This is a genomic window from Sebaldella sp. S0638 (genome assembly GCF_024158605.1).
Lineage (GTDB): Bacteria > Fusobacteriota > Fusobacteriia > Fusobacteriales > Leptotrichiaceae > Sebaldella.
In genome coordinates, this window is the sequence record NZ_JAMZGM010000063.1 from 1 (window position 1) to 22,543 (window position 22,543).

Sequence of the window (22,543 nt, forward strand, 5' to 3'; positions counted from 1 at the left end):
ATGGGTTTATTACTCCTTACCAGGCTAGATTCAATTTCTTTGGATCCTAATGTTCCCATTTTGCTTGACCATTACAACCGATAGAAGAATTTGTTAGTCCGGATTATTCAGTTACAAAATTACTTGGTAATAAATTAATTGTTGAAAAAATTAAATGATTTAAGGTATAATGAGTTAGGAGGCGATTAGAATGAAAAAAATAATATTTTTATCAGCATTTCTAATGCTATTGATCGGATGTAGCAGTGCGTATCAAGCAGAGAAGAAGCCTAGAAAAGTAAATTATACATGCCCTTATGACTCAGCTTTAACGATTGAGTATAGTGCAGATGGCGAAACTGCTATATTAAGAGATCAGCAGGATGAAACATTTGATTTTAAAAGAAAGATTTCAGCAAGCGGTACAATTTATGAAGGTAATGGCGGTGTCAGCTTCCATGAAAAAGCAGGAAAGATTCTTATAGAATTTGTAAAGGGTAATACCGTTGAGTGTAAAGAATATAAAAAATAAGACCGGATTTTTCCGGTCTTTTAAAATACTCGGAATTATATCGCACATTTTCAACATCTGACATACAGCAGACAAAAGTTTAGCCAAAGTCCTTTTAAAGCATTAATATTATTTATTTGACAAATAAAGAAATTATAGTATAAATTATAGTAAGCAGAAAAAATTATATAAAGGAGAGGAATATATGAAAAAGCTTTTTATTTTTTTATGTATGGCAGCGGGAATAACAGCATTCAGTGCGACAACAGCCAAGAAAGTACCAGCAGGTAAAGACAACTTTGAAATAAATATCATTCACATCAATGATCATCATTCGCACCTTGAAGCAGAAAAAATAGATCTGGACCTGGGAGGGAAGAAAACTAAAGTTACAATAGGCGGAATCGGAAGAGTAGCGTCTAAAATAAAAGAATTAAGAGCAAAAGAAAAAAATCCTCTGGTTTTACATGCCGGGGATGCAATGACAGGGACTCTCTACTATACTTTATTTAATGGTGTGGCAGATGCCGAAGAGATGAATGCAATAGGCTTTGATGCCTTTACTTTGGGAAATCATGAATTTGACGGAGGAAACGAAGGTCTTCTGAAATTTTTGAATGTCTTGAAAGTACCTGTGGTTTCATCAAATGTGGTACCTGAAAAAGGAAGTATCCTAGAAGGTAAATGGACACCTTATATAATAAAAGTAATAAACGGGGAAAAAATAGGAATAATAGGATTGGATATAGTAGGAAAAACAAGAGACTCATCTAATCCGGGAAAAGATATAAAATTTGAAGATGAAGCTGTTACTGTACAGAAATATGCAGATGAACTGGCAGCTAAGGGAGTAAATAAAATTATTCTTCTAAGCCACTTTGGTTATGAAAATAATGTGGATCTGGCTAAGAAGGTAAGCGGCATAGATGTTATAGTCAGCGGAGATACACATTATCTTCTGGACAAAAATTTTGAAAAATTCGGCTTGAAAGTAGAAGGAGACTACCCTACAGGAGTTGCTTCAAAAACAGGAGAACCTGTATATGTAGTAGAAGCATGGAATTATTCTTATGTAATAGGGAATCTGAAAGTTATTTTTGATAAGAACGGTATAATCAAAAGCGTAAGCGGAACTCCGCAGCTGCTTCTAGGCGATGATTTTTTTGAAAGAAGAAATGAAAAAGGAGAAAAATATCAGCTGGAAGGTGCTGAAAAGCAGGAAGTATTAAGAATAATCGCGACATATCCTGAATTAGCAATAGTAAAACCTGATGCTAAAGCAGAAAGTATATTAAAAAAATACTCTGACCAAAAGCAGGAGCTTGGAAAAATCGTAATAGGTACAGTAAAGGACGAAATACCCGGTGGTTCTGAAAACAGAATACCTGACGCAAAAAATCCTAACGGATCATATGCGACACAGCTCGTAGCCGAATCTATGCTTTATACATTACAGCATATGGGAACAGGTGAAGTTGACCTTGTTATACAAAATTCAGGAGGAGTGAGAATTTCTATAATGCCTGGTGAATTCACTTATGACAGCGGTTATACACTGCTTCCTTTCTCTAATACTCTGTATACTATGCAGATGACAGGAGCAGAGATAAAAGCAGTTTTAGAAGATGCAATTGATTTCGCATTAAAGCCCGGAGGATCTACTGGATCATTCCCTTATGGTGCAGGTATCAGATATGAGGCTAAAAAAGCCGGAACTTTAGGAAACAGAGTTACGAAAGTAGAAGTAAAAGACAGACTAACAGGAAAATGGGGAAATATAGATCCTAAGAAAATGTATACAGTAGGAACTAATGCATATATCGCAGGCGGGAAAGACGGTTATGTAACATTTGGTAAAGTAAAGGAAGAAAGAGGCGGAACTGATACATATTTGGATGATGCCAAGTCATTTATAGATTACATGAAAGAAGTAAAAGAGATCAGCAAGCCTGATTCTACAGGAGTAAAATTTACATTCTAACTTTTACTGCAATTAAAGAAAACTGAAAAGAGGATCAGATAATGAAAAAGATTATAGTTTTAGCAATGCTCATTTTATCAGCATTGGGAACAGCAAAAGAGGTAAACATAAAAATACTGGGGACATCAGATGTACATGGGCATGTGGTACCGTGGAACTATCAGACTGACGAATTCGATGATTCGGGTTCATACAGCCAGATAGCAAAAATGGTAGACGGTTATAGAAAAGGTAATAAAAACATCATACTTGTAGATGCCGGGGATATTATACAGGATAATTTAATAGAAAGATTTATAAATGAACCTAAACACCCTGCAATGCTTGTACTGAACCAAATGGGATATGATGTAATGGTACCGGGAAATCATGAGTTTAATTTTGGTATGCCTGCTCTTGATAATGTTTTGAAACAGTTCAAGGGAAAAGCGCTTGCTGCCAATATTTATTATGAAAACGGGTCAAATTACCTGCCTGCTTCTACGATAATTACAAAAGAAGGAGTAAAAATAGGGATCATAGGTGTTACTACCCCATTAACCGAAAAATTCGAGGAAAATACAGGTAATGTAAAAGGGATGAAGTTTACAATGCCTATTCCAGAATTAAAAAAACAGGTGGAGGCATTAAGAGGAAAAGTGGATGCTGTAGTGGTGGTAGCTCACATGGGACTCCCTAATGAAAATAATATTCCCGGAACTGGGGTAATAGATATAGCCAATGAAGTACCAGGCATAGATGTAATAATAGCAGGACATTTTCATAAGGATGTATCAAAGGAAACAGTAAACGGGGTTATTATAACAGAGCCTTATAAATACGGAATGTCTTTATCTATTGTTGATTTGAAATTTGAAGTGGAGAAAGGTTCTGTAAGACTTATAAATAAAGACTCGAGAACTTTGAGCGTGAAAGGCGAGGATTCTGAACAGGGAATAGAAGTAATTTATAATCCTTTTCATCAGAAACTGCGTGAGGAAGTAAATCAGGTTATTGGAGAAACGGCAAATGATATGGTTCCTGCGGGAAAAGTGAAGGGAATTCCTTATGCTTTTGCTTCTGATACAGGACTTTCATCTCTTATTACAGCAGCCGAGCTTTACTACAGCAAAGCAGATGTAGTTTCATTTTCATATGATACAGAGAATGTAAAGCTTGAAAAAGGGCCGATAAAAAGAAAAGATATATATGCGAATTACAGATATGCAGGCGGAGAAGTAACAGTATATGAAATGACAGGAAGAGACCTGAAAGACTATATGGAATGGTCTGCGGGATATTTTGATACTATTAGTTCAGGAGATACAGAGTATAAATATAATTCTCAGAGAAGAAATTTTAAATATGTAACTTATGATATATTCGGCGGCGTAAGATATAAAATAGACTTAAAAGCAGCTCCGGGAAGCAGAATAAGAGATCTTACGCTTGTTTCCAGCTATAAAAGAATAACTGATAATATGAAAGTAAAAGTAGGAATGAATTCATACAGATATGAGATGCTTGTTCAGAAAGGCGGGCCTCTGGAAGGAAGAAACATAAAAAAAGTATGGGATTCCAAAGAAGCAATGGGACAGGAAAAAGGAACAATACAAAATATGGTTATAAACTATATTGTAGATGTAAGAAAGGGAAAAGTAACAGGATTATCGAATAATTACTGGTCAATAACCGGTCTTAGATAAAATATAATCAAATAAAAAGGAGAGTTATATGAAAAGATTAGTTTTACTGTTATTAACTTTATTATCATTACTATCTTTTGCGAAAAAGGTGGACATTGTAATTCTGGAAACTTCAGATCTTCACGGGAGACTGTTTTCTTATGATTATGCTATAGATCAGGCGGATAAAAGCGCAGGTATAGTAAAAGTGGCAACTATAATAAAAGAAGAGAGAGCCAAGAATAAAAATCTGATTCTTGCTGATAATGGGGATACTGTGCAGGACAATAGCGCTGAGTTGTTTAATTCAGAAAAAGTACATCCTATGGTACAGGCTTTAAATGATTTGAAATATGATTTCTGGACTCTGGGAAATCACGAGTTTAATTTCGAGAAAGAGTTTCTTGAAAGAAACATAAAAGGATTTAAAGGGACTGTATTAAGTGCAAATATTATAAAAGATGACGGGAAACCTTTTGTAACTCCATATGTTATAAAAAATATCGATGGTGTAAGGGTAGCATTCGTAGGAATGACTCCTCCGCATATTCCTATGTGGGAAGCATCGACTCCTGATCACTTTGCAGGGCTGAAATTTATTGAGCCTGCTGATGCAATCAATAATACTCTTAAAGAAATAGACGGAAAGTATGACATTCTTGTGGGGCTGTTTCATCTTGGAAGAACAGATGAGAAAAATGGAGACGGAGTACATAAACTTGCTGAAAAATTTCCTCAGTTTGACATAATTTTTGGAGGACACGAGCATGCGGTATATGTAGAAAAAATTAACGGAGTTACTCTGATAGAGCCTGGTTCATATGGTTCAAATGTGGCTAAAGGGGAAATAACTTTTGACACTGTAACAAAGGAAAAAACAGTAACTGCAAAAAATATTCCTACAAAAGATGTGGCTGAAGATGAGGCAATGAAGAAAAAATTCGCCTATGTAGATGAAAAGTCTAAAGCATACTCTAATGAAGTAGTGGGAGAAGTTACAGAAACATTTATAAAAAATCCTGACTTTATAACTGGCGCTAAGGAAATAACTACTATGCCTACTGCACAGTTAATGGAAACTCCTGTAATGGAGCTTATAAATGAAGTTCAGCAATATTTTGCAAAGTCTGATGTATCTTCGGCAGCATTATTTAACTTTGGTTCAAACCTTGAAAAAGGAGAATTTAAGAGAAAAGATGTAGCGTTTATCTATAAATATACAAATACCCTTATGGGTGTGAATATTACAGGTGAAAATCTTCTGAAATATATGGAATGGTCTGCAGATTATTATAACCAGCTTACACCGGGGGATTTGACAATCAGTTTTGATGAAAATGTAAGAGGATATAACTATGATATGTTCTATGGTATAGATTATAAAATAGATATTACAAAACCAAAAGGAAAAAGAATAGTTGATGCTAAGATTAACGGGAAACCTGTAGATAACAAAAAAGTGTATAAGCTTGCTGTTAATAACTACAGATTCGGAACACTTCTTACTCTCGGTCTGATAAAGGAAAGCGATATGTATTATGATTCATATGCTGAATTACAGGACGGAGGAAGAGTAAGAGACCTTATAATCAAGTATATAACTGAGGAGAAAAACGGAAAAGTTACTCCTAAGTTACAAAACAACTGGAAGATCGTAAACTATAATTTTAATAATCCGTTATTAGGGAAACTGAAAGAAAAAGTATTAAGCGGTGAAATAAAAATACCTGCTTCTTCTGACGGAAGAACATTAAATGTAAAATCAATAAAAGAAAGTGAAGTAAAATAAATAAATTTCCCCTGTTAATTCAGGGGATTTTTTTGTCTTTTAATAAAGTGAAATATTACTGTTTGATGGATTCAACATTTATTAAGGCTTTATAATTGACTGTTTTGTGGTTTGGAGATATAATAGAAAATAATATCAATTTTTTAAAATTTTTATTAAGAGTAAGAATAACTTATAAGTGTTTTGAAATGTTGATAATATGAGTGCTGTAATAAGAAGTAAATTTTGTGTATAAATTAAAAGTCCGGCTGATTTTAGCCGGCCTGCATTTTAGGATATAAGCATAAAGATTATTAGAAACTCATATTATTTTAGTAACTATAAGGAATGGACATTATGAAAATTTATTTGAAGAACCTAAGCCTGTATGATCAATATAGAAAAATTTTGCAAATGGCTGGATGGTATGAAGGACGAATTGCTGATATACGGAGCTATGAACAGGAAGCATATACCAGTCATATTCCGCTGACAAAAGCTATGAAAAACTTTTTGTATGAATACGCTGAATTAAACAGTATTTTATATTTAGGATTTGAAAATACCAAAGGATCAGCTTCATACGACTATACTTTTAAAATTACACTTGATCAGCCGTATTCATTATCAAATACCAAAGAGTACAAGGAAATATGCTCCTTTGCGAAAGAGAAAACTTTATGTATCGGAGAAATGGGTTATTATTATCCGGCAATATGTGCTGTGGGTGAAAGCGGGCGGCTGTATCTGAAACATGATTATGCTGATTCCGTGGAGGTTTTTGATTCCATGATTGACACTATAGCCTTTGAATTGAGAACTAATAAAGATTTAGTCTGTGTTTCTGATCTTCAGGAATGAGACCTGTCTGTGAAATAAAACCGGCTGACAAATGAAATCCCCCCAAAGTCAGCCGGCTGTCTTCTAATTTATTAATAAAAATCTTCTGAAAAAAACTAAACAAGTCTGTCATTTATTTCCAATAATCTGATGGAAATATAAAGTTTGCTTATTTCTTCTGCATTATTCAGTGTGATTTCAGTCATGTCCTTTATTTTATTTATTCTGTAAAATAAAGTATTTCTGTGTATACATAAGACTTTCGCAGCTTCGTTAGGAGAATTTGTGTAATAGAGATAATTTTTCAGGGTATCTAATAAGTCAGTCCCGTTTTGCTTATCAAAATTTATTAGCTGAATCACTGCAGGATGGCAAAAGTCTATCAGGTCATACTGGCTGATGATGGAATCTGAAATAATTGATAATCTGAAATCTTCAAAAAAAGCAATATGTGTATTATATCTTTGTCCGAATTCAATGGCTTTAAGAGCCTGTGAGTAAAATCTTTTACTTTCTGAAATTGAAGAAAATTTCAGGCTGATACCTGCACTGAGGTTATTGGCATTTAAGAAGTCTTCAAATCTTGAATTTGCTCCAAATAAATTATCAAAATGTCTGCGGTCGACAAATACTGTAATATTTGATTTATATACAGTACAGTTATCAAGAGAAATAAAGTTTTTTAAACCTTTCATTACGAGAGGGATTTTGCTGTCCAGTACCCCGGTTCCTGTACTGGTTATTATCATTATCTGTAGATCTTCTGATTTAATCCACTTTAGATAATGTAATTTATTATAAACTGTTTCCTCATCTATAATTTTTCCCTCAAGTAAATCTTCGATCATATAATTTAAAATCAGATTTTTATCCCTTTCAAATAAATTATTTTTTCGTAATTCTACAGATAATAACTGACTAAAACGATCTATCAGTTTAACAGCAAGGGGGCTGAATTCCTTCCCGGCTCCGTGTATAACAAGTTTTGCCACCTCAATTCCGTCAATCTTAATCAGGGAGAGCAGGACACCGTTCAGAGGAGCTGATTCTTTTATGAGATTATATGAGCCGCTTTTACGTATTTCATGCATAAGATCATAATTTGAGTGAATATATTTTATAGTTTCTTCGTTTATATACTTATCGCCGTTTTCATCTTCCATAAAATCCGTTATGTTATTTATATCATAAGATGAAGCGAGGACTTTGTAGCTGATGTCATGGATGAGCATAGGATGTCCGAATATCTCTCTTGCTTTATCAATTATATTTTGCAGTCCCAGATTTAAGTAAAATGTGTCAAAAAGATCCTGCATATATAAAGCAGCACGTAGTTCCAGCTCGTCAGTTTTATGTATATTATTTAATTCCTGCATATTTTACCTCCATATAAAACTTGATTGTGCTATAGTACAATATTGTTGCCGGTTAATAAGAAAATATTGAATTGTGATACATTGCAATCTATTAGACAATTATATATAATCTTTTATGTAAAGTAAATAAAATTGTTTTGAAATAATTTTGTTGTGAAAAGTCAAACTGTAAAAAATAACAAAAAGTTAAAGAGATAGTAAATTGTTTTATATGATTTTTATTATTATAAAATTGATGAAAATAGCTATAACAAACAGTGGTTTGAGACTTTAACTAAAACTAGAATACATTTCAAGGAGGCATAAAAATGAAAAAGATAGTATTGTTGTTCACATTTCTGCTGATATCATTAACTCTTACAGTGGGTGCGGTAACATATGATTCGCCGGAAGAAATAACAGCAAGATTACAGGCAGAAATGAGACATAAATAAGTTTTCCTGTTTGTTCCTGTTTATTTCTAGTTTGACGGATGGGAACACGGAAAACTGTTTATTGATATTATATCTGTTATAATGTAATATATTAAAAAATAAGATTCTAAATAAAATATAATAAATATTGAAAGGAAGTATTAATATGAAAACAGTGATTATAACTGGAGCAAACTCAGGATTGGGATTCGAGTGTGCTAAAAATATACTTTTGGAAAGTCAGGATTATTTTATTGTTATGGCTTGCCGAAATATTGAAAAAGCAGAGAAAGCAAAATCTGAATTAATAGAAATAACAAAAAATGAAAATATTGGTGTAATGCAGCTAAATTTATCATCGCTGAGTTCTGTGAGAGAGTTCGCAAAAGATTACGAAAAGGCTCAATATCCTCCCTTATTCGGAATTGTATGCAATGCCGGAATATCAAATAGTAATGGCGGGACTACAGAAGATGGATTTGATATGATTTTTGGAACAAATCATCTGGGACACTTTCTTCTGACAGCTTTGCTTTTACCTTTAATCAAAGGAGACGGCCGTATTACTGTAGTGAGCAGTGACATGCATAATCCGCCTAACGGATTGATTTATCCGGGTGTGGAAGTATTGGCTGATCCTGATTCAGAGATAAATGACAAATATTCACAGAGTAAATTGTGTAATTTGTATTTTACATATGAATTAACGGGAAAGCTGTCTGAAATAGGAAAAAATATTACTGTAAATGCTTTTAATCCGGGATTGCTTACAGATACTAATTTTCATGTTAACAGTAATCGTCATTTTACTGAGGAAGCTATGAAAATGTTCGCAGACAGAGTAGGAGTTTTATCGGAATCTGGAAAAGCTTTGGCAGATATGGTAACAAAGCCTTATTACGGGGAACATACAGGGAAATATAACGACAGAGGAAAAGAGATACCGTCTTCGGAACTTTCTTATAATAAGGAAAATGCTGAAAAATTATGGGAAAGCAGTGTGAATTATACTAAATTACAAAGTGAAGAAACTCTTGACGGGCTTTTATAAATATATGAAAAAACAGTGTTCAGACCGATTTAGTCTGTATGCTGTTTTTTTATACGAAATTTTATAAGAACCTCTTGAAATTGTGTAGTAATAATAAAAAAAATGAACTGATCGTTCATTTTTTATAAGATATTTATTTTAGATATTTCTTCAACATTGCTGAGGTAAATAATGCAAGACTTTGTACAGGTGCAAGTTCTGCAAACCCGTTTAAAAGTCCCCAGTCATGTGTAACTCCGTTAAAACGTATAGTTGTCACATATACTCCTGCTTCATCTAAATGACGTCCTAAAGTTTCTCCGTCATCTCTCAGAATATCATTTTCAGCTACTTCTATTAATGTAGGCGGAAGACCTTTTAACTGATCTTTCGCAGCTATTGCCGGAGAAAATAAAGGGTTTTTAAAATCCTCAGGAGTTGCCATATAATTGTCCCTCATCCATTTCATAAGCGGTGTAGTCAAAAATCTCTGTTCGCCGTACTCAGTGTATGAATCAGCATCAGTTGAAGCATTGGAATACGGCCACATTAATACCTGGCACTTTATTTCCGGCCCGTTATTATCTTTGGCTTTCATAGAAGTTGCAATAGTCATATTACCGCCTGCGCTATTTCCAACAATGGCAAGTTTTTTTCCGTCAACATTTATTTGATCTCCATTTTCAGCAACCCATTTTGTAACAGCATAAATTTCATCAAGTGCCTGTGGAAATTTTGCTTCAGGAGATCTTGTATAATTTACAAATACACTTACAAAACCTGACTCGACTACAATATCACGTACCAGACGTTTATGTGTCGGATAATCACCTAATACCCATCCGCCTCCGTGTCAAAATATAAAAACTGGTAATTTTTCTTTTGCACCTTTTGGTCTTGTGATATTTACAGCAATTTTAAAACCGTCTGCTTCGATAGTTTTTTCTTCTTCATCAATACCTGATAAATCCACGTTTACAGAAGATTGAGCATTTTCAAGAACTTTACGTGCCTCAGCAGGCGGAAGTGATTCAACTGGTGTAGTTCCGGAATTTAAAACTTTTAAATATTCTTTTGTTCCTGTACTTAAATGATCATCAGACAGATAATCAGGTCTTTTTTTGATCTCATTTGCCATTTATCTTACCTCCAAAATTTAGTTTTATTGAGCTTTCAAAATACTTTAAAATAATAAGCTCAAAAAAAATAAATTAAAAGTTATAGATAATAATTTCAATTAGAAATAATGAAAAATTTCTGTTTACATTTCATTATACAAATTATGGAGAAAAAATTCAACTATTCAAAAAAAATTATTTTGCTTTTTTCTTCCAAATATAGAAAATATCTGTCACAGATAATTTACATATTTTTGTAACAGAATGGACAGCTTCTGAGAGAGCTGTATTTGATAAATGATGAAATATATTTATTATCTGTTAACGGGGTATTTCTGTTAAAAAATTAATCAGCAGATTTTCAGAGTATAAGAAAATTATAATATAAAAGGAACCCTTTTCAGGGTTCCGATGAAGGAGTTTATGAAGAAAAAATTATTTTCTTTTGATAGATTAAGTATAATGCTTTACACTTAGTATAATCTTTTATTTATCTTTAGTTTTTGTTTGAATAAGGATTTTTAAAGCTTATCAAGAAAGCTTTTGCCGTTTTGCGGCATTTTAATATTGAAATACTCCGCTGCAGAAGCCCCTATATCAGATAAAGAATCTCTTACTCCGATAAATGTATTTTTCAGATCTTTTTTATAAATCAGCAAAGGAACATTTTCCCTTGTATGTCTAGAATGTCCTATAGTAGGATCATTTCCATGATCAGCTGTAATTATAAGAATATCATTATCTGTAATTTTCTCCATAATTTTTCCTATGTAATCGTCGGAAATTTCCAGAACCTCTGCGTATCTTGCGGGATTTTCGGCGTGGCCGGCGAGGTCTGTTTCTTGAATATTCACACAGATAAATCCTTCATCCATTTTATCTATTTCATTAAGTGTGATATTGAAGATAGTTTTGGTATCAACCAGCCCCATATAGCTTGTACCATGATCATTTTCTACAATGTCTGCTACTTTTCCTATAAGAACAACATTCTGTCCGTCTTTGCCCATTATAGTGGGAACCTGTGTTTCCGGATCTATTCCGTAACCAAGGTGTCTTACCATATAGCCTTTTTCATAAACTCTTGATTTAGGGGCATTTATTCCCATATAAGTTCCGTCAATTTCCTCTGCAGCGGCTTTTATGCTTTCAATACTGGAATTTTCTCCGGCAAAAACTATAACTCTGGCTACTTCCACATTTTGTCGTACGATTCTTCCCACTTTTAAGATATCATCAAAAGGAAGTTCTGCAAGTGTAGAAGTGACGTTATAAACCTGACCAAGGTCTGTTTCCAGATTGTCACCAACTGCAATACAGTCATTAACCAGAAGGTATTTTAGATTATCACCTATTTTTTCTACTTTATACCCTTTTTCCAAAAGAGCATTGTACACTTTTTCCATGTAAAAACTAAAAGGCTTCATAAGCGGTTTTCTTGGAAGAGTTCCCATGATCTCCTGATGTCCGAAGAATGTATCTCCTCCGTAGTGCATTAATTTTGCTTTTCCGTATGTGCAAAAGCTGCTTTTTTTCATAGCTCCTATTTCTTCTCCAAGTGCATTCATAATCCCCAGTTTTTCCAGATTTTTAAGTTTTAGTTCCGGAAATTTTTCAAGAATGTGTTTGCATGTGTTTGCGCCGATATCTTCAGGTCTTACTTCGGGAACATCATCCATATATCCTACCCCGAAGCTGTCCAAAACTATTACTATAAATCTTTTTTTCATAAATTACACCTCGATTCTCTCTCCTAAAGCTGTATATCTGCCTACTATTTTAGGGTTTCCGCTCTGTATTCCCTCTACAAGGATAATGTCACTTCTTGTGACAAAGAACTGAGTTCTAAAACATCCTAAAACAGTGTCTCCTACTTTTTGTTCATTTGATACAGTCAGATAGTAATCAATATTACTGGGATCAAAATCTTCTGTTTTTACTTTCTCAAGATTATCATATGAAGAACCTATAAGAACATTTTTCATATGTGATCTTCTGTAATGACCGCCTGCATAAAAGTGTGATTTTCCTCTGAAATTATGAGAAATCTCAGAAACGTATACATAAGCAGGTTTTTCTACAGCTTGTTTATTAACATGAAATGGTGTGGTACCTGTAAGTGCATGCCCGGGTTCACCATGTGTTCCGTGGTTTTCTTTTATCATTTTTATATTTTCGATACATGTAGATGAAGGAAGATTAAGTTCCTTTACTTCTATACCGAATTTTTCTTTCAAAATATCATATGCCTTTAGCACTACTTCTATATTTTCAGTTTTTTCTATGGCATTACTTACTTCATTGTATAGAAAACAAGGAAAAGAAGTAAGACCGTTAATTCTTACATTTTTTAAAGTAAGTATCTTTTTTGTGACTTCTTCCAGATCGCACAGGTCTATCCCTGCTTCCTGCCCCGGATAAACACTTGATTTTTCATCTAATACCCGAAACATTATATTCTGTACTATTCCCAGCTTTTCAGCCTCTATTGATACTTCACGAGCCTTTTCAAAAGAATAAACTGTCATAATTTCAGTTCCGTATTTCAAGACTCTGCCGATCATTTTAGAGGGAATCTGTACAAGATGTCCTGTATTTCCCAGTTTCAGGTTATTTTTCATCATTACTTCTGTTTCTTTAAAGTCTACGGCTACAGCGCCCAAATAGCCTAAATCCTCAAGGATCTTAGCCAGATAAGGATTTCTTCCTACTTGTTTTGTCATATAATACAGGTTTATATTATGCTTATCACTTTCTGCTTTTATTAATTCTGCGTTTTCTTTAAAAATATCCACATCAATAATATAAGAGTCTGGCATTATTGTCCCGTTAGTATGTAATGATAAAGCTGTCTGTATAAGTTTGGGATTTTTTTCTTTTAAAATATCTATAAACAAACCAAACACTCCTTTTATAATTTTTTATACGCATTTTCCAGTATTCTTATTATTGTCTCAGAACCTGCTCTGTTTGGATTTATCCGAATCATACGTTTGATTAAAGCCGGATCACTTTTTAGAAAAGTTCCGGAAACTCTGTAAAACAGAGGAGCTATTTCATATTTAGATTCTGCTCCTACAGGATTAGGAAGGGCACCTAGTTTTTCCGCTTCTATTAGTAAGTTTTCCGCGATATCTTCATTAAATTCTACCAACAATACTTTAGACTGTGCGTTTGCCAGAAAAGCATGCTTTATGTAAGGATACTTATCACTGTTATTCAATTCCAGCACGAGTTTTTCATTTTCTTCAGCCTGAATTGCCAGTGCAACAGGTGCGTATACAAGACCTCTTAATACTTCCATTGCCTCATGCCCTTGTACCTGTCCTCCTCCGGAGTAATTTTTACTTCTTATTTTATCTATTAATTCCTTTTTGCCTGTAAGGCACCCGATACCTTCAGGGCCTAACAATTTAAACATAGAGAAGGCTGAAAGATCAGCTCCTGAGTCAATACCGTTTTTTTCGGTTTTCAGTATGGCATAGTTGTCGTCAATAATAACAGGAATGCTGTTATCTGCTGCCTTAATGGTTTTTATTAATTCTTCCAGATTATATGAATCTTCAGGTTTTTGTCTTGTGTGCTGTATTAAGATCATATTTATGGAATTTGATTTAATTACTTTTTCAGTTTCTTTATAATTATTAAAGTCAACCCGCAGTACATTAAGCCCCATAGACTCAATAGTAGTTTCAGTGGTAGGGTAAACGGGAGCATCGTGAACAAGCAGAGTATTACCGGGGCGCAGTGCAGTCATAAATCCCCATCTCAGGGCATTTGTACCGGCACCTCTGAGAAGCATGCAAGCTTCTGCAGAAAAGAATTCCGCCAGTATATCTTCTGCTGTTTTTGTTCTCACAGGTTTATTAAGTCCCAAAGTTACTCCAAGATCTCCTAAAGTAAGAGATTCTGAACCTGTCATATACTTAGTGATAATATCTACGAGTTTGAACTGTTTCTTTTTAGCTTCTTCTAAATTAAGTGATTTTAAAGGAAAAGTCTGCATAGCTTGTCTCCTTGTAATTTGTTTTTATAAAATGTTCTATTGAAAGATAATGTTGTCATTATCCAGAAAATCCGCGAAATATCTTTTTAAAAGAAGGTTTTCAGGAGTTTTAAGGATATTGGCAATTTCAAAAAGAGGTTTTATATATTCTTTTCCGGTTTTGGCAATAATAATAAATCCTGCTGATAACTCGTCAGACGGAATGGTAATAGCTGATAAATTCATCATATTTATCACTTTTCCGGTTCTTTTATTAGATAAAGACTGAGATTTCTTTGCTTTCTCACCAAGGTTCCCCATTACAGAATCTCCGTAAGAGCTGCTGTCTATTAATTCCTCTCTGACTATCAAAATATCATATTTTTCAAAGACTTCTTTTAAGGCGGAAATGAGTTCTTTCCTGTTATCGGTACTTTTGAAGTGATCCGGGATAAATACCTTATTTTCAATATTTTTAAAGATATTATAATTTTCCAGATCTTTTGTAACTGCTATTTTATAATCAGAATATGAAGAGACGATATCAGCATCGTGCAAAGCCAGAACAGCCATATAGATGGTTTCCAGATCTTTTGCCAAAAAACCTATACCCGGAGAAAATATCAGTCCGTCAGTTGATTTTTTGATCTTTTTTGATTTTAATCCTGCACCGCTTCCGGTAAATGAATAAAGATTCAGCGAAAGTGCGGGATATATAACCGAACCGCCGCCGTCTGTACCTATTCCGATATCATTGATTCCAAGAAAGACATTTACCGCAGTCCCGCTGGAAGAACCGGTCATGGCTCTTCCTGTGAGCGGGTTTGTCAGATCTGTATCAATGGCACGGCCGTTATCTGCCATTTTATCAATAGTGTGCCAGTAAAATTTTTTACTTTTTATGAGTTTATGTATTATTTCCCTGTCAATATCAGATGTATTTTTTACTCCCAATAATTTTATTTCTTCATTATTCTCACACAGAGTTTCAGTTATCTTGTCTATAATGGATAAGTTTTGGGTAATTACACTTTTACCTGTGTACTCCTTCCCTTTTAAAAAAGAATAAAATAACTTTTTCAGATATTCTTTTTCCATATATAGTCACTTCCTGTCAATAATGGATTTTTATTTTGCTGCTACAGGTACAAATAAATGTGCATAAAACAGAAGATTCAGTACAATTCCTGTAATGATAGCACCTACAGGTCCTATAGCCATTTTGATTATCTTTCTTCCCAAAACTTCGTTTAGGAAATAAACAACTACGAATATGAAGAATCCTGTATATCCTCCCATTTTGATTACTGCAAATACAGAACCAATAAGCAGAGACAGATCCATAAGATTTTCCATAGATGTTCTGATGTTGTCAGAAGCATGTCTTATAGAAGGGAAATGTTCAAGAAACTTTCCGATTCCTCTAAGAAGGAATACTTCCAATGTAATAACAACAGCACCGCCGATTCCCGCTACTATCCAGTTAGGAGCAAGATATCCCACAGGGAATATAAATGTAAGTCCTACTACTCCGTAAACACCTGTAGCAAGTGCAGTAGTGGCAATTAACGGGACGAAACCAAGTCCTCTTAATAAATCACCAAGTGCAGCCTGATGTATAAGGTCTTTTGCAACAGCAGGGTCAGTAGCTTTTGCAGCTTCTGCAAGAGGGTAAATCGAGATTTCCGAACCTGCAAAATATCCAAGGTTGGCAATAATAGCTATTAAAGCACCGATTATAGCCAGAACAGGCAGGTTTTTGAATACTCTTTTTGTTCTCTGTTCAAATATAGATTCTTCGTCTTCGTCTTTTTCCACTTTTACTTTATTTTTAGAATCTTCAATAATAGCAAAAGCAAGAAGCATAACAATTCCTACGAACATTTCTATAGATTCAGGATAAAGTTTTGTATATTTTATGATTAATACTCTTGTTAATAAAACTACTACAGCTGCAATAAGTCCTTTTTTCCATTTGAACTGATAAAAAATAGCAAGTATTGGGAATAATGCAAATGCTGCTATAACTGGTGTTCCTATTTCACCCAGTGCGCCTAAAAAGTCCACAGGCAGTGCAGTAAGCCCTTTATTCAAAGCGTCAAGACTGGTAACAACCAGAATTCCCCATAAAGCTCCAAGTCCGAATGAAACACTCTTTTTTGGAGAAGCCACTCCTATAATATCTGTCGGCAGAAATAAAAGCCAAGGATTCAAAAGTCCTGTTGTCAGTGTAAATGAAATACCAATTGATGCGATAAAACCTACGCTTAGTCCGAATGCTATTGATGAAGCCTCTGCTCTTTTCATTCTTCCTTCTGTAAGTTCAGGCAGTATAGGTCTGATCCCGTCATGAAATACTGCTTTGGCAGTGTGTGCCGCAAAAGATGTAAAGCCTGTTAATAAGGCTACAAATATGATTTTATAAATGTCCACATTCATATTTTTCTTCCTCCTAGAATTTTCTTTTAATTTAAATCCAAAATAATTTATATAATAATGTTAAAATATTCGTATCTTATCCGATTATTATTTTTTGGATAAGGTGTCTGAATAAATTTCTATTATTTACTTTCCAAAATACTTTCCAGTATAACCGGAACAGTTTTTTCAATATTTTCCACAGACATACCAAATGCTACTTTTCCTTCGTCAAGAAGCTTTTTGATCTGGTCTTTTTCAGGGGCACTTCCTCCTGCTTTGGCTACAGTGGAACATTTTCCGTAACCGATCATACCGATAAGAATGGAAATAGCTGCTCCTCCTCCGCTGTTACAAGCTCCGAAATAGTAATCAAGCTCTCCTTTTTTGATTTTTTTTGCCGCATCCATATCAATAGTAACTAATACTTCAAAATTTCCATTCCCATTTTCAATTATTGTTTTTTCAATAAGATCCTTTTTTAGTCCGGCAACTCCGATTTTAATCATTATAATCTCTCCTTTTATTATTTATATTTATGAAAAAATATTTTCCGGGTTTGTGATAAGCATTTTATCTATATCGCTTTTGCTGATTCCTGCATTTGCCATCATTGGAACAAATGTATCCAGAAGATGTGAGTATCCCAGTCCTCCGTTTTTCTTAAAATGTGTTTTTCTGGTGATATCCATAGAAAGAACTATTTTATCTCCGTATCCTCTTTTTATTAACTCTTTTATAGCTTCTACTCTTTTTTCATCAAGAAGATAGCTGTTTTTCCCTATAGTGTCAAATGCAGTATATACACCGTAATCAAGCAGTCTCAGCATATAATCCAGATCATTGCTCAGATCTGTATGTCCGATTATTACCTTTTCAAAGTTAACATTGTATTCTTTTAGAATTTTTATCTGTTCCAGCCCCATTGTACCAATTGATGTATGAGTGGAAAGAACTTTTCCTGTTTCATTCTGTGCTATTCCTGCTGCCTGAAATACTTTTCTTTCAGTTTCGGTAATAAGATTTTCAGAACTTCCAATTTCACCTATTACTTCTGGTTTTATCCCTGTACCGTCTATTCCGTTTTTGATTTCATCAATCATGATTTTTGCGAGTTCTTTATCTGTTTTCTCAAATACAATTCCCGGAAAAAACGGTTCGATATAAAAGCCTGTAGAGTAAATAAAGTTCAGTCCTGTCTGCTTTCTCACATCTTCCATATATTCCATATTTCTTCCCATACCGATATTAGTGACTTCTACTATATTACGAACACCTTTTTCCTTGATTTCCTTAAGCTCGGATATCATCGTTTCCTTATCGTTCAGCAAAGTATCATCAGTATTTTTGATTTTTGAAAGATCTATGTAGATATGTTCGTGTATATAAGTAATTCCTTTTTCGAGCATTGCCCGCACCTCCTTGCTAATATTACTGTTCCATTAATAAACAACCGTTAATGACAAGATATTCTTTTTCATTTTTTGGAATTTCATATTCTATAATATCTTCTATAATTTCTGCGAATTTTAAAGCATTATCAAAATTTTCACTTTCTTTTATCTCTTCAAAAATCGCATTTTCTACATTAGTAGTAGCTTCATTATTTTTGATTCTCATAATTGCCATTGATACATGTGTAATAAACATCTGCCCGGATTCTGTATTTAAATCCAAAGTAAATTCTCTGGATACCTCATTTACGATCTTTTTTACTTTCTCGTAAGTCTCCTGATCAATAAGTTCTGCCTCGACTAAAATATCCAGTCTTTCCATTTCCATAATTCCTCCTAAAATATCTTAATAATGTAACATTTCTGAAATATCCGTAATTCAGAATGTATATCTAAAAAACTTAAGTTATATATATAAAATAATAACAAAGTCAGTTTAAATAATACTTTTGATTTTCAACCTTCATTTTTTTGAAAATTCATTTTTAAAAAAATATGATTATTTTGTGTATAGCTTATTGTAGTTTTACATAAGCATAGAATTTGTATATTTTTCAGTTTGGATAAAGTTTATATTTTAATATATCTTCCAATAGATGAAATATAAGGTCTTTATTCGATTTTCGAATATTCATTTTATTGAAAATTCATTTGAAAAAATATAATCCAATTTAGTGCGGTTATTAAAATTTCACATAAACAAGAAAATTATATCTTTAATAACTTGGATAAAGTTTGTCTTCCAGTATATCTTTCTGCATTTGAAGTATAAAATCTTTATCAATGACTTTATCAGCTATATTTTTTAGCGCACTGTCATTTTGTTTTACTATAAGCACAGCTTCATTTCCAAGATTTACCAGAGTTTTATTTTCCAGCTCTTCATATTGGATTTTCATGTTTTGCTCTTTTATTTCATCCAGATTCCATACTGTGGCATCGATAATTCCTCTTTTCAGCAGTTCAGGGATTTTGTTATAGTCGATTTCCACAAGTTCAATATCATCATCACCCTTGAAGTATTCTTTGGTCAACAGATACTGATCCTGAGAATCAGGATTAATTCCTACTTTTTTTATAATAGTATTTTCATTTTTGAAAAGAACGTGTCTGTCTACATAGGTATTTTCCCCGAATTCAAAAGCAATTTCTATTTTTTTTCCGGATTTTATAGCATGGTTAGCTGCTAATTTTGAAACTATGGCAAAATCATAAAGTCCTTTTTCCAGAAAATTAATTCTGACTCCGGCTCCACCCATGTGAGCAAAGTAAAAAGGAATTTTTTTGTCTGAAAAACATTTTTTTAAACCAGTCGCCAATCCCTCATATCTTCTGGAGTAAGGAAGGGGCATAACACAGACTATAGTACTGATACCTGCGTAATTCAAAAGTTTTTCATATTTTATGCCTTTTACCGTAGTTCCAAGATGGCCTTTTCTTTCAAGAGTTACCATCTTTTCGTCTTCCAGAAACTTAATGGCTTTTTGAATGGTACCAACCGAAAGTTCAAATTTTTCCGAATACTTTGGTATGGAATCCATTCTCTCGCCGACATTTATTTCCAGAAATGCTTTGGCAATATTGATTATTGCCTGTCCGTTTTTCTTTAAAAGTACTGTCTCTTTCATTGTATAAACCTCTTTAAAATTTATTTTCATTTTTTTGAAAATTGATTTCTAATAATATGATACCATAATTTTTAAAATTGTCAATATCAAAATATGATTCTTTGGGTTCGTGTAAAATCAGCATTCCCAGAAATTAAAATGTTTGGAATACAATAATAGAACATAAAAAAAATTGTAAAAATTTTGTAAAGGCTGAAAATAAAAGATAATATTCAAGAAAAATTTTAAGCAGCAGGTATTGTCTGTCTCTAACTGATTTATTATCAAAATTTTAAAACAGATACCTGAGAATTAATTGTCATAAAAAGTCAAAATATGTTATAACTTAGATGTGAAAGTCTGAATATTCATAAATTATACTTTATAAGGAGTGATTTTAGTTGGAACTATTTGTGACAGATCTTGACGGAACATTGCTGCATGAGGAATATAATGTGAAAAAGTCAACAGCAGATCTGATAAAAGATATGCAGAAAAGCGGGATAAAAGTAGCAACAGCAACTGGGAGAATACTAAGGGGAGTTAGATTTCTAAAAGAAGATATCGGGCTGAATCTGGATTATTACGTACTTGGAAATGGTTCTGTAGTAACAGACAGTGATTTTAATATTATATATAAAAGAAGTATTGATTATAAAACTATAAGAGCTTTATATGATTATCTTGAGAAAGTTTCTCTAAAAGGTTTCAGAAATGCTCTGACGAATGAAAATGTTTACTGTCTTACAGGAAAGCCGGAGAAAAACAAGCCTTTCTTTCACAGTGCCGGTATTGATGAAATGGAGAATAAGGAGATAGTATCTTTTGTGGCTAATTATGAAGGAAGAGATATGAAAGCTATAGAGGAAATAGCAGCTGATATGAAACAGAGATTTACCGGGGTGGAAGTGTTTCAAAATCAGCATTTTATAGATGTGGCACCAAAGGGTTCATCAAAGGCCGAAGGGATAAAAACCGTGATTGAGAAACTGGGAGATGTAAAAAAACTTTATACAATAGGTGATTCGTATAATGACATACCTATGCTCCAGATGACAGAGAATTCATTTACTTTTCAAAGTTCTCCTGATGCTGTAAAAGACCATGCCGGAGCAGTAGTCAGTGATTTTGATGAGTGTATAAAAAAGTATGTTTTGAAATAAAACTAAGATTTCTGGTATTTTTCACTGGAATTTTTAATATATTTTATTTACTTTTAGAAATTATATTTTTTTTAAATTTTAAAAGCACTGAAAAAATAAATAGCTGATAAAAAATACGGATTTAGATAATAATCTATCAAATCCGTATTTTTATTATTTATGTTTATTTTACTTTATCATATAAATCTGCCAATACATATGTTCTGTCCATAGTAAGATCATAGAATAACGCTGCATTAACAAAATGATCTCCTGATTCGCTGAGTTTAGCATCTCTTTCTTTTATCCACTTTCTTTGTTCGGCTCTTAATTCTTCCTGCTGTGATGGTGTGAGTTTTTTCATTAAGGCCTGATAAACATCATTTAATTCATCATCCCATGTACCGCCCAATTCATTAATCAGTTCTGTATCCTCGTAACCAGGTTCTGCGGGAAATGCTCTGTGTACAGGTTTCATACGAGTTGCCAGATCATCAGAATATTCAGTATTTTTAGGTGTTTTTTTCTTTAAATCTGCCAGAGTAACCTTTTCTTGTACTGTTTCCTCAGTTTTTTTCTCAGTTTTAGCAGTATTTTTTGTATCTTCCTTATCAGCAGTTTTTTCAGTTTGTACAGTTTCTGCGGCTGTAGTATCAGAATCATTTCTAAATACAGCAAATGCGAGACTTCCCACTGCTAAAAGAAGAAATAAAAAAATACCTGCAATCAGAATAATAAGTGTAGTATTGTTTCTTCTCATTCATATTCTCCTTAAAAATAATTTTTTATTATTATATATAAATATAATTTACACAATTATATCATAATATTATGCAGGAACAAAAGAAAGTTAATAAAAGTTTTAAAAAACAACAAATATGCAGGTAATAAAAAAAGCTGTGAAATGAGAAAAATTTTCAAAAAGTTAAATAAGAAAGTTTTTAAGAAGTTAAACAAGAATAGTTCATATTGTCTTTTTGAAAAAAGTAAAAAAAGTTCTGTTCAAAAGGATACAATTATTTTGAAAAAAATTTTTTTCAAACTATAATTATAATAAATTCAGAATATAAAAGTATTTTGTATATTTCATATGAAGAAAATATTTTAATTATAGTATGTAAAAATAATGGAGGTTTATAATATGGCAAAAGTAACATTAAAAGGAGTGGAAAAACAATATCCTAACGGGTTTAAGGCAGTACACGGGATAAATCTTGATATTAAAGACGGGGAATTTATGGTTTTTGTGGGCCCTTC

The 22,543-nt window shown here is 33.1% G+C and carries 20 protein-coding genes and 2 pseudogenes; 9 read left to right on the forward strand and 13 right to left on the reverse strand.

What is annotated here, in order from left to right; translation table 11 throughout:
- The first annotated feature begins 190 nt into the window (after nucleotides 1-190).
- From NK213_RS14915 to NK213_RS14935, 5 genes are all read left to right on the forward strand, one after another.
- The gene (locus NK213_RS14915) at nucleotides 191-511 is read left to right on the forward strand and encodes an MliC family protein (RefSeq protein ID WP_253350438.1); all 321 of its coding nucleotides are present in this window, start codon (nucleotides 191-193) and stop codon (nucleotides 509-511) included.
- A gap of 184 nt (nucleotides 512-695) precedes the next feature.
- The gene (gene nadN, locus NK213_RS14920; RefSeq protein ID WP_253350439.1) at nucleotides 696-2,471 is read left to right on the forward strand and encodes an NAD nucleotidase; all 1,776 of its coding nucleotides are present in this window, start codon (nucleotides 696-698) and stop codon (nucleotides 2,469-2,471) included.
- A gap of 41 nt (nucleotides 2,472-2,512) precedes the next feature.
- Nucleotides 2,513-4,156: a bifunctional UDP-sugar hydrolase/5'-nucleotidase gene (locus NK213_RS14925; protein WP_253350440.1), complete on the forward strand. Its 1,644-nt coding sequence runs from the start codon at nucleotides 2,513-2,515 to the stop codon at nucleotides 4,154-4,156.
- Nucleotides 4,157-4,184: 28 nt separating this feature from the next.
- Nucleotides 4,185-5,924, forward strand: coding sequence for a bifunctional UDP-sugar hydrolase/5'-nucleotidase (locus NK213_RS14930; RefSeq protein ID WP_253350441.1), 1,740 nt, complete (start codon nucleotides 4,185-4,187; stop codon nucleotides 5,922-5,924).
- Between the two features lie 336 nt (nucleotides 5,925-6,260).
- Nucleotides 6,261-6,764, forward strand: coding sequence for an SUKH-3 domain-containing protein (locus tag NK213_RS14935; RefSeq protein ID WP_253350442.1), 504 nt, complete (start codon nucleotides 6,261-6,263; stop codon nucleotides 6,762-6,764).
- Nucleotides 6,765-6,859: 95 nt separating this feature from the next.
- On the opposite strand, the gene NK213_RS14940 is transcribed toward NK213_RS14935, so the two are convergent.
- Nucleotides 6,860-8,119: a CdaR family transcriptional regulator gene (locus NK213_RS14940; RefSeq protein ID WP_253350443.1), complete on the reverse strand. Its 1,260-nt coding sequence runs from the start codon at nucleotides 8,117-8,119 to the stop codon at nucleotides 6,860-6,862.
- Nucleotides 8,120-8,427: 308 nt separating this feature from the next.
- Between NK213_RS14940 and NK213_RS20475 the strand changes: the two genes are divergently transcribed.
- Both NK213_RS20475 and NK213_RS14945 read left to right on the forward strand, forming a co-directional pair.
- A complete protein-coding gene (locus NK213_RS20475) occupies nucleotides 8,428-8,553 on the forward strand; it encodes a hypothetical protein (RefSeq protein WP_256478765.1) in 126 nt (41 codons plus the stop codon).
- A 145-nt stretch (nucleotides 8,554-8,698) separates the two neighbouring features.
- Nucleotides 8,699-9,583 (forward strand): SDR family NAD(P)-dependent oxidoreductase, encoded by an 885-nt coding sequence (locus NK213_RS14945; protein ID WP_253350444.1) that lies wholly within the window; start codon nucleotides 8,699-8,701, stop codon nucleotides 9,581-9,583.
- Nucleotides 9,584-9,716: 133 nt separating this feature from the next.
- Here NK213_RS14945 and NK213_RS14950 read toward each other — a convergent pair.
- The 11 genes and pseudogenes from NK213_RS14950 to yhfZ form a co-directional block, all read right to left on the reverse strand.
- Nucleotides 9,717-10,403: pseudogene (locus NK213_RS14950) on the reverse strand (alpha/beta hydrolase); the annotation flags it as partial.
- A gap of 12 nt (nucleotides 10,404-10,415) precedes the next feature.
- The gene (locus NK213_RS14955; RefSeq protein WP_253350445.1) at nucleotides 10,416-10,700 is read right to left on the reverse strand and encodes a hypothetical protein; all 285 of its coding nucleotides are present in this window, start codon (nucleotides 10,698-10,700) and stop codon (nucleotides 10,416-10,418) included.
- A gap of 501 nt (nucleotides 10,701-11,201) precedes the next feature.
- Nucleotides 11,202-12,410 carry a phosphopentomutase gene (locus NK213_RS14960; RefSeq protein WP_253350446.1) on the reverse strand — a complete coding sequence of 403 codons (1,209 nt, stop codon included), beginning with the start codon at nucleotides 12,408-12,410 and terminating at the stop codon, nucleotides 11,202-11,204.
- A gap of 3 nt (nucleotides 12,411-12,413) precedes the next feature.
- Nucleotides 12,414-13,577, reverse strand: coding sequence for a YhfX family PLP-dependent enzyme (locus NK213_RS14965; protein WP_253350447.1), 1,164 nt, complete (start codon nucleotides 13,575-13,577; stop codon nucleotides 12,414-12,416).
- Nucleotides 13,578-13,591: 14 nt separating this feature from the next.
- On the reverse strand, nucleotides 13,592-14,686 hold the full coding sequence (locus tag NK213_RS14970) for an aminotransferase class V-fold PLP-dependent enzyme (protein ID WP_253350448.1): 1,095 nt from the start codon (nucleotides 14,684-14,686) through the stop codon (nucleotides 13,592-13,594).
- 36 nt (nucleotides 14,687-14,722) lie between these two features.
- On the reverse strand, nucleotides 14,723-15,763 hold the full coding sequence (locus NK213_RS14975; RefSeq protein ID WP_253350449.1) for an amidase family protein: 1,041 nt from the start codon (nucleotides 15,761-15,763) through the stop codon (nucleotides 14,723-14,725).
- Between the two features lie 30 nt (nucleotides 15,764-15,793).
- Nucleotides 15,794-17,104, reverse strand: coding sequence for a YhfT family protein (locus NK213_RS14980; RefSeq protein ID WP_256478766.1), 1,311 nt, complete (start codon nucleotides 17,102-17,104; stop codon nucleotides 15,794-15,796).
- Between the two features lie 122 nt (nucleotides 17,105-17,226).
- Nucleotides 17,227-17,592, reverse strand: coding sequence for a DUF2620 domain-containing protein (locus tag NK213_RS14985; protein WP_253350450.1), 366 nt, complete (start codon nucleotides 17,590-17,592; stop codon nucleotides 17,227-17,229).
- A gap of 27 nt (nucleotides 17,593-17,619) precedes the next feature.
- Nucleotides 17,620-18,492 (reverse strand): phosphotriesterase, encoded by an 873-nt coding sequence (locus NK213_RS14990; protein WP_253350451.1) that lies wholly within the window; start codon nucleotides 18,490-18,492, stop codon nucleotides 17,620-17,622.
- Nucleotides 18,493-18,514: 22 nt separating this feature from the next.
- Nucleotides 18,515-18,865, reverse strand: coding sequence for a PRD domain-containing protein (locus NK213_RS14995; protein ID WP_253350452.1), 351 nt, complete (start codon nucleotides 18,863-18,865; stop codon nucleotides 18,515-18,517).
- 388 nt (nucleotides 18,866-19,253) lie between these two features.
- Entirely contained in the window at nucleotides 19,254-20,165 is a 912-nt protein-coding gene (yhfZ, locus tag NK213_RS15000) for a GntR family transcriptional regulator YhfZ (RefSeq protein WP_253350453.1), read from the reverse strand.
- Between the two features lie 380 nt (nucleotides 20,166-20,545).
- On the opposite strand from yhfZ, the gene NK213_RS15005 reads away from it, so the two are divergent.
- Entirely contained in the window at nucleotides 20,546-21,307 is a 762-nt protein-coding gene (locus tag NK213_RS15005; protein ID WP_253350454.1) for an HAD-IIB family hydrolase, read from the forward strand.
- 163 nt (nucleotides 21,308-21,470) lie between these two features.
- On the opposite strand, the gene NK213_RS15010 is transcribed toward NK213_RS15005, so the two are convergent.
- A complete protein-coding gene (locus NK213_RS15010) occupies nucleotides 21,471-22,046 on the reverse strand; it encodes a lysozyme inhibitor LprI family protein (RefSeq protein WP_253350455.1) in 576 nt (191 codons plus the stop codon).
- A gap of 381 nt (nucleotides 22,047-22,427) precedes the next feature.
- On the opposite strand from NK213_RS15010, the pseudogene NK213_RS15015 reads away from it, so the two are divergent.
- Nucleotides 22,428-22,543, forward strand: a pseudogene (locus NK213_RS15015) (sugar ABC transporter ATP-binding protein); the annotation flags it as partial.